Source organism: Blastomonas fulva (genome assembly GCF_003431825.1).
GTDB classification, from domain to species: domain Bacteria; phylum Pseudomonadota; class Alphaproteobacteria; order Sphingomonadales; family Sphingomonadaceae; genus Blastomonas; species Blastomonas fulva.
The window spans coordinates 1,628,058-1,640,937 of the sequence record NZ_CP020083.1 but is presented as its reverse complement, the minus strand read 5'-3'; the positions used below and the strand labels follow the sequence as shown (position 1 = coordinate 1,640,937).

Here is a 12,880-nt window from a genome sequence, read left to right as displayed (position 1 = left end):
CGAACAGCCGCCGTGCGACTGCTCAGGTAACCTTCTTGTAGACGAAGGTACCCAGGACGAACAGCGCGACCGCGATCACGACAGCGATCCAGAACAGGATTTTGGCAAGGTCCCAGGCAAAGCCGGCAAGCCCGCCGAACCCAAGGACGCCCAGCACAAGGGCGATGATGGCAAAAATCAGGGCGGCTCTCAGCATGGCGTGGTCCTTGTCGCGGGTCTGGCAGTAACGCTTGTCATAACGTTACGCGAAGGCGCGCCAAAAGGTTCCGCAACAGCGGCAGTCCGAGCAGACCGTACCGTCAGGCTAGAGGGTCAGATCGAGAAGCTGGAGCCGCAGCCGCAGCCGGAGGCCGCGTTGGGATTGGTGACCTGGAAGGCCGATCCACCGAGCGATTCAACGAAATCGACCGCACTGCCGCGCACCAGGTCGAGGCTCATCTCGTCAACGACCAATGCGACGCCGTCACGCAGTGCAACCGTATCGCCGTCCTCGGGAGCATCGGCGAGCCCGAAGCGGTACTGGAAACCTGAGCAGCCGCCGCCTTCAACCGAAAGCCGCAGCACCGCAGGCTTGCCTTGCTTGGCCGCGATCGCGGCAACGCGGCTTGCCGCACTGGGGGTGAGGATGATGTCGGCGGTGGCTGTGGTGTCCATGGGCTCGATATAAGCCTTTCGGTCGGGCGCCACAAGCGGTCAGCACGCAGACACCAGGAACGCACGGCCTGCGCGCACAAAAAAGGGGCCGGTCTAAAGACCGACCCCGATTTTTTGCTGCCTGATCTTGCGATCGGGCGAGTGGCTTACATGCCCGAACCCGGACCGTAGGTGATTTCCACGCGACGGTTCTGCAGTTCGCGAACGCCATCGGCGGTCTGCACGCGGTTCTTGGTTTCGCCAAAAGCCTGGGTGCTGATCGCGCTTGCCGGGATGTTCCGCGAGACCAGATAGGCCTTGACGGATTCGGCGCGGCGCTGGGACAGACCGACGTTGTAGGTTGCTGCACCCGAACGGTCGGCGTGACCTGCGAGCATGACCGGGACCGAACCACAGCTGCCATAGGCTGCCACGGCGTTGTCCAGAATGGTCGCTGCTTCCGGCGTGATGTTCGACTTGTCGAAGTCGAAGAACACGATGTACGGACCCTTCTCGCAAACCGGCGGAGGCGGCGGCGGAGGAGGCGGCGGGGGCGGCGGAGGCGGCGGGGGCGGCGGCGGCGGGGGAGGCGGCGGAGCCGCTTCTTCACCACCGAAGTTGTAGATGATGCTGCCCAGGATCGAGTGGCTGCGGAAGCGGCCATCGAAATCACGGCCACCGGCGTCGATCAGGCTGACCGAGTCGCTGTTGAAGAAGCGATACTTCAGACCCACGTCCCAGCTGTCGCTGAGCGGAGCGCGAACGCCTGCCAGGATCTGCCACGCAAAGCCGGTGTCAGAATCGTTCAGGAATGCAGCGCGGCCGGGGTTGGTGGCAGCTGCAGTGATGTCCGTACGGGCAACACCGACACCGCCGCCGACAAAGCCCTGAAGGCCATCATCGGGACCGAAGTCGACCAAGCCGTTCAGCATGAACGCGAGCACGTTGGCCGAGCCAACTGCGTTCGAACGACCAACCAGAGCGGGGAGGGGCGCACCACGTGCGATGGCCACAGTGCTCTGAACGTCGGTCACATCGGCTTCGCGATAGCTGACTTCAGCTTCGAGACGGAACGGGCCGAAATCGTAGCCGACAATGCCGCCGACATCATAGCCGGTGTCGGTGTCGAGGGTGACACCGTTGTTGACCGCACCGACGTCGAACTGGATGTCCTCGACGAGCATGGCGCCGCCTTCGACGCCAACATACCACTGGCCATCACGGGCAAGCGCCGGTGTGGTCAGGGCGGTAGATGCCAACGCCAGTCCTATGACTAACTTTCGCATAGATATTCCCCTTATAATTAGGATTTGAAACGACAACTCGGCAACGTTACTAACGCCAACCCGGTTGCCACGCAAGCGCGGTTTTAATGATAGTGTTGCCGAAATGTCGCCATTTCAGGGGGTGCCGGACAAAAAGTGGCGCTCGCCAGAGGGTCGATGCAGGATCGGGGCAGACGCGACTGGCGATATGCGAATCATAAGCGCAGAATGCCCATGAGATCAATCATGTAGCGGCAACAAGGCCAAATTCGCGCAACGCTGCCAGGAGCGCGGTGAGCGCAATGCGCGCTTCTGCATCCACCACCGCCCCGCCCGCAGGGTCCGCGATCGCCTCGGCACCGAGCCATTCACTGCCATCAAAGCGGCGCATCCCGCCGTCGGCACGGTCGTAAATCCGCATGCTCTCAAGCGGCGGCGCAAATCGCCAGCCGCCTGCCGTGGAGATGGCGATATGCGATTCCCGGTCCGCCCAAATGCCGGACGGAGACGGCCCGACAACCCACGCCCTACCCTGTTCGGCAGCGACAGTACCCGGGTCGGAGGCGACGCCCTCGATACATCCGCCAAGCAGAGCATCGATCACCACCAGCGCCTCGTTGTGCGTCAGTTCCTTTTGCGCCTGCGCGGCGAGCATGGCTGTGCTCGGGCCCCCGCAGGCCTTCGGGCTCTGCGGCCGAAAACAGCGTCGCCTGCGCCCCGTCTGGCCAGCGCAACCGGCGCAGCGAAGGCTCCCAGTGTGGCCGCATGGCATCAGGCGCGATGGCCAGAAGACCACTTTGCCCCTCGACCATCACGCTGCGCGCCTCGGCCAGGTTCGCCGCGACCAGCGCGATCCGCGCATCGGGATCAGCTTCGGCAATGCTGCGCACCCATTCGGCCCCCGCCCGCGTCTTGCCGAAGCCGCGCCCGGCCATGATCAGCCAGATGCGCCAGACGCCATCCGGTGCCAGCTGTTCGGGCCGCGCCCAGAACTGCCAGTGATGCGCCAGGCCTTGCACAGCAGGATCGCTGAGCCCGTCGATATAGCGCCGCGCCGCAGCCGCCGGCATCGCCGCCAGCCGTTCGGCCAGCGAGCGTCCGTTCATGTCTGCGACGCCGCGTCTGGATCATCTGTGCTGCCCGCGCCGGCCGAGGCATCGAGCCGCTGGCGGATCTGCTCGAGCGTGGCGGCGAGCTGATCGCGCGCCGCGCGGGCGGACGCCGCATCGCCGGCGCCTTCGCCCCGCCCCTTGTCGGCGCCCGCCTTTTCGAGATTGGCCTTGTACGCCATCAGCAGCTTGAGGCCCTGGGCATCGTCATATTCGGTGGCGCGGCCGATGCTGCCATCGGGACGCTTCACCGGCTTCAACGTGCCGAAGCGCGCGGTCTTGAGCATCCGGAACTCGAGCTCGTCATACCCGGTGGCAATCGCCGACTGCCAGCCCGCGCGAAAGGCGGGGCTGCTCGCGCGCAACCGGTACACCGCCGAGCGCGACACCCCGGCACGCTTCGCCGCCACCGAAACGTTCGACGTCTCAGCCAGATGATCGAGAAACGCCCACAGGCATTCCTCCGACACGGTATCGGACAAACAGGCATCTCCGCGCAGAACAGCGACAAGCATGAAGAAGGGACACCGCAGGAGCCGCCCGTCAGGCCATCTGCCCGACTCGCTCCATCTCGATGTTCAGGTTTTGTGCCATATCAGCGTTACGATGTCAAGTATTAATAACCTATCTGGTTATCAGTAGGGTTCGCCCGGGGCTGCCGGATCGTGCAGCAGGTTGAGCCGTCGCAGCGCAAGGCAGGCCAGCCGCGCGGTCTCGCTCTTGCGGCGTGCGGGCGCCAGCGGGCGGGTTGCAGCGGGGCGAACGATCTCGGCATCGTAAGCATCGGCAATGATCAGCCCGGTCGTGTCCGGCAGAAACGCAGGCGACTGGACCAGGGCGGCATCGAGCGACGGCGGCAGGCCCCAGTAGAAGCGGTCGCAATGGTCGAGATATTCGGGCCATTTGGCATCACCCAGCAGATCGGCGCGCGACACCTTGATCTCGACGATCACGATGGCGCCGCGCGAATCGAGCCCCATCAGGTCGGCACGGCGTCCATTGGGCAGTGCGATTTCCGGCGCCACCCAGATCTGGTTGCGGCGGAACAACCTGGCGATGCCGCGCGCAACCGCTGCTGCACCCTGAGGCAGGCCGCAGATGTCGGTCGGAGCGGGAGGGAGCGGGTCGTCCGCCACGATGGAGGCAGCATGGAAACGGGTATCGGTCATGCCGCCTTGCTAATACAAAACGGGAACAAAGGAAAGCCGGTCGCGCAGGACCGCGCTCAATGGTGTCCGCTACGGCCGAGGTCGTGGAGAATGTCGCGATACAGACCGGAGGCTTCGGCGTGGAGCAGCAGCGCGGCGGCGCGGTTGAACCGTCCTGTGGTCCGCGCATTCTCGAGCGCGATCAGCCCTGCCTGCAACACCATGCCCAATGTCTCCAGCTGCTCCGCGGCAAACCGCATCCGTTCGGGCGGCAGCGATGCGAGGACAGCCGACAGGTCTGCACTCTGTTCAAGCAGCCCTGCGCGAGCCTGGGGCGCGACCCCGGCAAGCCGGGCGATCACCGCGAGCACCGGCGTCATCGATTCGAACTGGCCCAGCACGACCTGCGCCTGGGCATCGGCGCCATCATCAGCCGCCAGAATCGGGGAGAGCGGAGCAAACATAGCCTAAGGCAATAAGGCGCCCCGGTTAACACCGCTCTAATTCGCAAGGATACTGCGCACACGCGCGATCGCGGTGATAAAGCACAGCTCTGTATAGGTCCGATATGGTCTGTTCAGCGTGACGCGAAAGACACATTCTTTCAACCAATGTCATAATTTTGGCATTTTTCTCTTGTGCAGCGCAGCATGACACGGCAGCATTGCTGTCGCTGATTATGAGCACCCCATCACGGCGCACAGGGACGCCGCAAGAACAGAGGGTCGCCATCGCAGCGCAGGCGGGACGAAACGCATCCAGTTGAAAGGAAAAACATGCGTACGTCCAAATTCCACCGGGGCCTTGCTGGCCTCGCCGTTCTCGTATCGTCGGCTGTTGCCACCCCTGCGTTCGCGCAGGAAGAAGAGGCCTCGCCGCCGGTGACCATCTCCGGCTCTGTCGGCCTTGTCTCTGACTACCGCTTCCGCGGCGTTTCGCAGTCCGATGAAGGCGTCGCGCTTCAGGGCGGCTTTACTGTCAGCCACGAATCGGGCTTCTACGCCGGCACCTGGGGTTCCAACCTTGCCGGTTGGGGTACCTTTGGCGGTCCGAACCTCGAGGTCGACCTGTTCGCAGGCTATGCCACCACGATCGGTTCGGCCGGCATCGATGTCGGCGTGACGTGGTACATGTACCCCGACGGCTTCGACAACACCGACTTCTTCGAAGGCTATGCCAAGCTGAAGGGCACCGCAGGGCCGGTCTCGCTGACCGCCGCTGTCTATTACGCCCCCAAGCAGGAAGCGCTGGGCAACTTCTCGAACACGCCGTTCAGCCGCGGTCAGAAAGAGGACAACCTGTATCTCTCCGGTGACGCGAGCTTCGCCATCCCCGACACTCCGGTCAGCCTGACCGCGCATATCGGCTATTCGGAAGGCAATCCGGGCCTTGGCCCCAACGGCACCAGCGTGACGCCGACCGGCGAATACTGGGACTATTCGGTTGGCGCCTCGGTCAATGTCTACGGACCGCTGACGCTGAGCGTGAGCTATGTCGATACCGACATCGGACGCGCCGAATCGGCCTATCTGCTGCCGAACTTCCAGAAGTTCCGCACCGGCGGCGGCCAGATCGCCGATTCGACGATCGTGTTCGGGGTCACCGCGGCCTTCTGATCGGGGTCTGTTCACTCCTGACTTTGCCATTGGGGGGTGTGGCCGCATCTGTCTGTGACAGGTGCGGCCACTTTTTTTGGCAGGCGGAAGATTTTTCGCTAAGGGCCGGGAGCCATGACCAGCCTGCGCCTTGCCACTGTCCATCCCGGAGAACCCGAGATATTCCATTCGCTGCAGGGCGAAGGGATCTCGCTGGGCAGACCATCGGTGTTTGTGCGGTTGTCGGGGTGCAACCTGGCCTGTCTGTGGTGCGACACGCCCTATACCTGGTATTTCACCGGGCATAACGCCAGGCATCGCGGATGCGAGACCTTTGTCCGGCGCGAGAACAGCCTGACACTGGACATTGCCGAGGTGGCCCGGCGCATCGCAGAATTCGGGTGTCGCCACATCGTCTTCACCGGAGGCGAGCCACTGCTGCAGCAGCCCGCGCTGGCTGCCCTGTGCGCCCTTTTGGGGCCGGACTATCATATCGAGATCGAGAGCAACGGCACGGTCGCGCTGACGGCTGCCTTCGATGCGCATGTCGATCAGCTGAACCTGTCACCCAAGCTCGCGCATTCGGGCAATGCCGCAGACCTCAGGGTGAACGAGACGAGCCTGGCGGGCTATGCCCGCGACCCGCGCGCATGGTTCAAGTTCGTGGTGGCGAGCCCGGAAGATGCCGACGAGATTGACGCACTGGCCAGCCAATATGCTATCGCGGCCGAACGCATCCTGCTGATGCCCGAGGGCACCAGCCCTGCCGTACTGCAGCAGCGCGCGCACTGGCTTGCGCCTTTGTGCCTCGATCGTGGATGGCGGTTCACCGACCGGCTGCACATCCACCTGTACGGCGATACGCGCGGAACCTGATCAGCGCTGGCCGGACTGGTTGCCCTGGTTGCGCCAGCGACTGACGACCCGCGACACCATTTCCATCTCGCCGCCGCGCTCGCACCACAGGCTGCTGAACAGCGGATCGTCCGATGCCGGACGCCGCGCCTCGGCCAGATCGTCGAACGCCACGCGGATCGGGATCGACACGCCCTCGCCGCAGATGATGCACTCGCGGTTGCGCAGCGCGGGAATCGAATCGAGGAACCCGCGCGCGCCTTCGGGCATCGCCGATCGGACATGCGCCTGGTCGCGGTCGTTGTTGAGGCGCATTGCGATGATGGTCCCGCATTGCGACAGCACGCCTTCGGACAGATCGGACGGGCGCTGGGTGATCAGGCCCAGCGAGACGCCGTATTTGCGGCCTTCCTTGGCAATGCGGCTGAGCACGTTGCGCACCGCGCTGTGCTCGAGCACGCGGTCGGACGGGATGTAGCGGTGCGCTTCCTCGCACACCAGCAGCACCGGGGTGATCTTGTCCTTGCGACTCCAGATCGCGAAGTCGAACACCATGCGGCTGAGCACCGCCACAACGGTAGAGGTGATGTCGGACGGCACGCCCGACACGTCGATGATCGAGATCGGCTTGCCCTCGGCTGGCATGCGGAAAATCCGCGCGATAAAGTCGACCATATTGTCGCCCACCAGCATGCCTGAGAACATGAAGGTATAGCGCGGGTCGGCCTTCATCTCCTCGATCTTGCCCTTGATCCGCAGGAACGGCGCACTCGATGTCGCCTTGTCCAGCTTGCCCATCTCGTTCTGGATGTTGGCAACCAGATCAGACAGCATATAGGGGATCGGGGTGTCGACGGTCACTCGCGAGGCGTTGATCGCCGCCTTGCTCTTCATCCGGGCGGACAGCAGGCACTTGGCGAGAATCTCGGCATCGGTCTGCCGGTCCGCGCCCGACGAAGTGAGGAACACCTCGCAATGCTCTTCGAAGTTCATCAGCCAGTACGGCATCGCCAGATTGCCGACATCGAACAGCGCGCCATTCTCGCTGAAGGCGGTGGAATATTCGCCATGCGGATCGATCATGACGATATGGCCATCGGGCATCATGTCGCAGATCCGGTGCAGGATCAGCGCTGCGGCGGTGGACTTGCCGGTACCGGTCGAACCCAGCAGCGCGAAGTGCTTGCCCAGCAGCGCATCGACATACAGCGCGCCGCGGGTGTCGGCGGTGGGGTATACCGTGCCGATCTCGATATGCGGACGCGAATCGGCGGCATAGACCTGCTTGAGGTCGGCGCTCGTCATCGCGAACAAGGGCGTGCCGGGGACCGGATAGCGCGTCACCCCGCGGCGGAAATTGAAGATCCGGCCGGTGAGCTTTTCCTCTTCGCCCTCGCCCAGAAAGTCGATCTGGCAGACGATCAGCCCGGCCTCGCGCTGATGCATGCGCTGGGTGCGGACATTGGCGACCAGCCAGCGCGACCCCATGCGGATCTTGACCTGGCTGCCCACCTGGCCTGCCATCGACACGCTGGGATCGTTATGGTCGGTCAGCGTGGCCAGACGGCTGGCATCGAGCAGCACCTGCGAGCTCGACCCGGCGATCTCGACGACCTCGCCGATCTTGAGGTGCTCTGCGGGGCGCGGTGCCATCCGGGGCATGGCGGGAAGATCAGCAGGAGCGGCTGGCGCGCGGTCCTGGAAATTGCGGGGATTCAGCTCAACCATCGCGCCGTCCGGTGCCTTTCTGAAGCAGGTACAGCTCGCTCCTAGCCCGGTTGGGTAAATTTTCCCTCTATGCCGAAGGGTTTGGCGCTTGCCACGAGGGCCGTCTCAGATCTTGCGGAACACCACGCCGCCGATCCAGCCGAGCAGCAGCGAGACCAGAACCGCGCTGACGCCATAAAAGAACGGCTGATATTCGGCCATTGTCGCGACAAACCGCTCGAACCCGAACTTGCGCACCTCGATCTCGCGCACCGCAGCAGCGAGCACCTGACCGTCGCGCACCAGGAAGGTCTCAGCAGTGTACATTCCGGTGGGCACGCTGGCGGGGATCGACAGCCGCGCCTGATACAGCACGTCCTCCAGAATCTCGACGCTGCCTTCCTGCTGCTTGTACAGCCCTTCGCGACGGTTGAGATCGACCAGCCCGGACAGGAAGCGCCGCTGCTCCTTGGGGTCGATCGACCCTGCGGGCGAGAGTTGCAGATTGCCGAGGCCGAATTCGTAGATCGCAGCGGTGCGCTTATCGACGATCTTCTCTATCGGGCGCGAAGAGGCGAGCGCGTAATAGGCCGGGGCCGAGCGGAACTCGGTGCTGGCAGCGTTGATCCAGATGCCAGCAATCTGCTGCTTTTCGCGCAGGATGATCGATTGCGGCGGGCCCTTGAGGATCACTACGATATCGCTGTCACCCGATGGCGGGGTGCCGCCGGGATAGACGATCGCGCCGAACAGCAGCAGCTCTGCACCGGTAAACCCGTATTTGATCTGGATGTCGCGCTGCGACACTTCGGGCACCAGCACCGGCTCGCTCGCTGCAGTCAGCAGCCATGCGCCCAGAAGCGCCGCCAGGAGCCGCGCCAGCCTCATTGCAGCAGCTCGACCGAATAGATTTCCGCCGGGCGAAAGCCGAGGCCAATCCCCAGCCGCAGCGCGACCAGCAGCACCAGCACCGAGAGCAGCAGCCGCAGATATTCGGGTGGCAACTTCTGTGCAAACCGCGCGCCGATCTGCGCGCCGGTCACGCTGCCGATCAGCAGCAGCACCGCCAGCACGATGTCCACCGCCTTGGTGGTCAGGCTGTGCACCATGGTGGATGCAAGCGTGACGAACAGGATCTGGAACAATGAGGTGCCAACCACCACCTGTGCGCCCATGCCCAGCAGGTACAGCATCGCAGGCACCATCACGAAGCCGCCGCCGACGCCCAGCAGGATGGTCAGGATGCCGGTGGCAAAGCCCAGGATCAGCGGTGCAAGCGGAGAGATATAGAGGCCCGAGCGGTAGAACCGCCAGCGCAGCGGCAGATTGGCAACCAGCGGATGGTGCCGCCGCTTCTTGGCCGGCAGCCGCTCGCCGCGCCGCATCGCCAGCACGCTCGCCAGGCTCTCGCGCGCCATCAGCCCGCCGATCGACCCCAGCAGCAGCACATAGACTATGTTGATCACGGTATCGATCTGGCCCAGCTGCTGGAGCACGCGGAACAGCGCGGCACCGGCAAATGTACCCATGATGCCGCCAACCACCAGCACACCGCCCATCTGATAATCCACCCCCTTGCGGCGGCTATAGGCGATCACCCCCGACACGCTCGATCCAGTGACCTGGGTGGAAGCGGAAGCCGCAGCGACCGTCGGCGGGATGCCGTAGAAGATCAGCAGGGGCGTGGTGAGAAACCCGCCACCCACCCCGAACATCCCCGACAGGATACCCACAAGTCCGCCCAGCCCGATGATGACGAGCGCGTTGACCGACAGATTCGCAATGGGAAGATAGACGTCCATGATATGCGCGCGACGCTAGACGCTTTACGCTGTCAGCAGAAGGGGGCACGCGACCTTGCTGGTACGTTCCGCCGCTAAAAACCGGTGGACAGGGTAAGCGCCGCGCCCGACGTGGGCTGGGCATTGCCATCGATCCGCTGGCGCCAGTCCAGCGCGAACGTCATCTGGCTGTCCCCCACCGGCAGCGCGAGCGAGGCGCGCGGGCCCAGATCGACGCGGTGGACCCAGCGTTTGTCGCCCGAGGCATCCAGTTCCTGCTGCCCGCCCGCCCACAGCCCGCCGCCCAGCGACAGGCTGTGCCGGTCCTGCACCGCCACCTGCCGCGTCGCGAGCAGCTGCAGGTCGAAAAAGCCCTGACGGTCCTGCAACCCGACCACGCCCGCCTGCGCAAAGGAATCCAGCCAGATGCTGCTGCGCTCGAGCGCGGCGCCCCCGCCCGCCACCAACATCGCGGCAAACCTGTCGCGCTGGCCCTGACCAAGCCCGAAGCGCCGCTCCAGCGCCAGATCGACCGGGACCGCTCCCCAGGGCCGCGTCATCATGCCAAGCGCCAGGCTGCGGTCGTCGCCGCTTTCCAGCGCGGTCGCCGCGCGCGCATACAGCACCGGTGCCAAGGGACCCTGGCCCGGCGCATAGCGCACGATCAGCCCCGCCTGGCTGCCGCCATACTGCGCGCCCGGCGCCAGCGTCCGATCGCTCCCGCCCTGCCGCAGCAGCGACCAGCCATAGACCGACCAGCGTTTCTCGCGCGACAGGCCGACAGCGCTCGCCCCCGTTCCAGCGGGCGGCTGCGCGGCGCGCTCGGGCTCGATCAGCAAGGGTGCGTCGATCAACGGCGAACGCAGCCGACCCGAGGGCCCGGTAGAGGCGGTCAGGCTTTCCACCCACGCCAGGTGATGGGCCATCGCCACATCGAAATCGAGGCTTGCAGCAGCATCTCTGCCCCGAAGCTGCGGGGGTCCGAGCGCCCCCAGCCCCGCCATCGTTCGGGGAGCAGGACCAGGCAGGCCGATCATGGCCAGCGCGCCCGCCAACACCGGCTGCGCATGCGTCTGCTGCACAGCGGCAGGTTGCCACGAGTTCGCGAATTCGAGCGCAGACGGCGCGGCGCGCTGCGCAGGGTTTTCCGGCAGATGATGGATTACCCGCGCCGCGCACCACAACAGCACGACGGTGCCCAGAAACAGCAACGGCTGGCCGCGCATCGCGCGCCGCGGCCGATGCTGCGGCCCGGCGCTATTCACTGCCAGCCTCTGGCCGATCGCCCACCAGCCGCAAGACCGGCCCGGGGATCTCGCACGGCCCGGGTGCCGCGGGAATGTGGTGGCGCGTCTTGTCCCAGGGGAGCGGCGTTCCGCCAAGGCTGGCAGCATAGGCCAGCAGCGCGCGGCGTGCGGCCATCACCGCGATGATATTGCCCACCAGCGCGCGCGGAATTGACCACAGCGCCTGACGCGCGCCATATTGCCATCCGGTGCACAGCGCCCGCACCAGCACCCGCCACGCCAGCGCCAGCCCGTTGACGATCAGCAGCAGGCGAAAAGCCGGATCCAGCGGTGGCGGGGCATACCAGCCCAGAATTCCGCCTGCGCCGACGATCAGCCAGCACAGCAGCCCCAGATACGCGCTCACCAGCACCAGCGCGGACAGCACCGATCGCCGGTCGCGCGCGCGCATCCAGATGTCCGCAACCCCGCCGCTCCAGCCGGTGCGATCCCAGCCGCTGAGCGCGATGCCGATCGTCCAGCGCGTCTTCTGCCGCACCGAGGCGGTCAGATCACCGGGAAAGAAGGCCCGCGTGGCGATCAGCTCACCCTTGTCGTCGCGCGCGCGGACAAACACGCCGCGCCCGCCCGCCTCGTGGATGCGGATGCCCAGCTCGTAATCCTCGGTCAGGCTGTCGGTGGCGAACGGTCCCTGCTCGGCCGATGCATCGGCCAGCGCCTGCAGCGTGTCGCGCGCAAACCCGCAGCCCACGCCCGCGCACGGCATCGCGACCCCCAGGCGGCTGCGCACCGGCATCGCGCGGACATGCGCTTCGGTAAACTCGTCGGCATAATGACCGCTGACCAGCGGCGCTGCCGGATCGATCAGCGGATTGACCGGAAGCTGGACAAAGGCGTGACCGCCCAGCAGCCGGTCGTACACCCGCAACTCGTCGGGATGGACGACATCCTCGGCATCGTGCAGCACCACCGAGGCAAAGGCGAAGCCCTGCTCGCGCTCGTCCGCGCGCATCGCAAGCCAGATGCGATTGAGGCAATCGGCCTTGGAGCTGGGTCCGGTGATCCCCAGCGGCACGATGCGCACCCGGCCATCCCCCCGCGCGCCGCGCAAGGCGGCAAAGCCGGTGGCGGGATCATTGGCATAGACGCCGATATAGAGGCGGTAATTCTCCTGCCGCCAGCGATGCAGGCAGTGGCCGACCATGTCGCCGATCACATCGGCTTCATCCCAGGCGGGAACGAACACCGCATGGCGGGGGGACGGGTCAGGCGCCGCATCGCGCGGCGTGCTCTCGAAGGTCAGCGGGGCATCCCGGCCATCACGCCTGCCGAAAAGCCGCTGCCACAGCCAGACGCCGTCGAGCGCAAGATCATCCACCGCGCCGATGAAGAACCAGATCCCGGCGAACAGAAGAAGTTCGGTTGCCAGCAAGTCGGTCCAGGCCAAAAGGTGACAGGCCAGCGTCGAACACTGTGCGTCGCCCCATACCTGTTCGATCGGTCCCAAGCAGTGCCCCCCGGCGGGCCGGTCACGACCCTG

Annotated in this window: 14 protein-coding genes and 2 pseudogenes; 2 read left to right on the top strand and 14 right to left on the bottom strand. The window is 65.2% G+C overall.

Annotated features, from left to right (window positions below):
* Positions 1-22: 22 nt before the first annotated feature.
* The 9 genes and pseudogenes from B5J99_RS07625 to B5J99_RS07590 all read right to left on the bottom strand — a co-directional run bounded on the left by B5J99_RS07625 (position 23) and on the right by B5J99_RS07590 (position 4,619).
* A complete protein-coding gene (locus tag B5J99_RS07625) occupies positions 23-196 on the bottom strand; it encodes a DUF1328 domain-containing protein (protein WP_069051341.1) in 174 nt (57 codons plus the stop codon).
* Positions 197-312: 116 nt separating this feature from the next.
* Complete coding sequence (gene erpA, locus B5J99_RS07620; RefSeq protein WP_054135408.1) at positions 313-654, bottom strand: iron-sulfur cluster insertion protein ErpA; 342 nt, start codon at positions 652-654, stop codon at positions 313-315.
* A 146-nt stretch (positions 655-800) separates the two neighbouring features.
* Entirely contained in the window at positions 801-1,919 is a 1,119-nt protein-coding gene (locus B5J99_RS07615; RefSeq protein WP_117352052.1) for an OmpA family protein, read from the bottom strand.
* Positions 1,920-2,142: 223 nt separating this feature from the next.
* Positions 2,143-2,319, bottom strand: coding sequence for a hypothetical protein (locus B5J99_RS19850; RefSeq protein WP_245991788.1), 177 nt, complete (start codon positions 2,317-2,319; stop codon positions 2,143-2,145).
* 3 nt (positions 2,320-2,322) lie between these two features.
* Positions 2,323-2,553: pseudogene (locus tag B5J99_RS20060) on the bottom strand (DUF2793 domain-containing protein); the annotation flags it as partial.
* Positions 2,549-3,004 (bottom strand): annotated as a pseudogene (locus tag B5J99_RS07605) (terminase large subunit domain-containing protein); the annotation flags it as partial. The pseudogenes B5J99_RS07605 and B5J99_RS20060, both read right to left, overlap by 5 nt.
* Entirely contained in the window at positions 3,001-3,489 is a 489-nt protein-coding gene (locus B5J99_RS07600; protein ID WP_162892497.1) for a hypothetical protein, read from the bottom strand. The pseudogene B5J99_RS07605 and the gene B5J99_RS07600, both read right to left, overlap by 4 nt.
* Before the next feature lie 153 nt (positions 3,490-3,642).
* Complete coding sequence (locus B5J99_RS07595; RefSeq protein ID WP_117352049.1) at positions 3,643-4,176, bottom strand: MmcB family DNA repair protein; 534 nt, start codon at positions 4,174-4,176, stop codon at positions 3,643-3,645.
* Positions 4,177-4,232: 56 nt separating this feature from the next.
* Complete coding sequence (locus B5J99_RS07590; protein ID WP_117352048.1) at positions 4,233-4,619, bottom strand: hypothetical protein; 387 nt, start codon at positions 4,617-4,619, stop codon at positions 4,233-4,235.
* Positions 4,620-4,931: 312 nt separating this feature from the next.
* Between B5J99_RS07590 and B5J99_RS07585 the strand changes: the two genes are divergently transcribed.
* Both B5J99_RS07585 and B5J99_RS07580 read left to right on the top strand, forming a co-directional pair.
* Positions 4,932-5,771, top strand: coding sequence for a TorF family putative porin (locus B5J99_RS07585; protein ID WP_054136513.1), 840 nt, complete (start codon positions 4,932-4,934; stop codon positions 5,769-5,771).
* 114 nt (positions 5,772-5,885) lie between these two features.
* Positions 5,886-6,626 (top strand): 7-carboxy-7-deazaguanine synthase QueE, encoded by a 741-nt coding sequence (locus B5J99_RS07580; protein WP_117352047.1) that lies wholly within the window; start codon positions 5,886-5,888, stop codon positions 6,624-6,626.
* Here B5J99_RS07580 and B5J99_RS07575 read toward each other — a convergent pair whose 3' ends face one another.
* The 5 genes from B5J99_RS07575 to B5J99_RS07555 all read right to left on the bottom strand — a co-directional run bounded on the left by B5J99_RS07575 (position 6,627) and on the right by B5J99_RS07555 (position 12,847).
* A complete protein-coding gene (locus tag B5J99_RS07575) occupies positions 6,627-8,333 on the bottom strand; it encodes an ATP-binding protein (RefSeq protein WP_083231540.1) in 1,707 nt (568 codons plus the stop codon).
* Between the two features lie 105 nt (positions 8,334-8,438).
* Positions 8,439-9,200, bottom strand: a complete 762-nt coding sequence (locus B5J99_RS07570; protein WP_054136515.1) for a TIGR02186 family protein — start codon at positions 9,198-9,200, stop codon at positions 8,439-8,441.
* Positions 9,197-10,114: a sulfite exporter TauE/SafE family protein gene (locus B5J99_RS07565; RefSeq protein WP_054136516.1), complete on the bottom strand. Its 918-nt coding sequence runs from the start codon at positions 10,112-10,114 to the stop codon at positions 9,197-9,199. Before B5J99_RS07565 ends, B5J99_RS07570 begins: the two co-directional genes overlap by 4 nt.
* Positions 10,115-10,188: 74 nt before the next feature.
* The gene (locus tag B5J99_RS07560) at positions 10,189-11,358 is read right to left on the bottom strand and encodes a hypothetical protein (protein WP_117352046.1); all 1,170 of its coding nucleotides are present in this window, start codon (positions 11,356-11,358) and stop codon (positions 10,189-10,191) included.
* Positions 11,351-12,847: a glycosyl transferase family protein gene (locus tag B5J99_RS07555; protein WP_245991787.1), complete on the bottom strand. Its 1,497-nt coding sequence runs from the start codon at positions 12,845-12,847 to the stop codon at positions 11,351-11,353. Before B5J99_RS07555 ends, B5J99_RS07560 begins: the two co-directional genes overlap by 8 nt.
* Between the last annotated feature and the right edge of the window lie 33 nt (positions 12,848-12,880).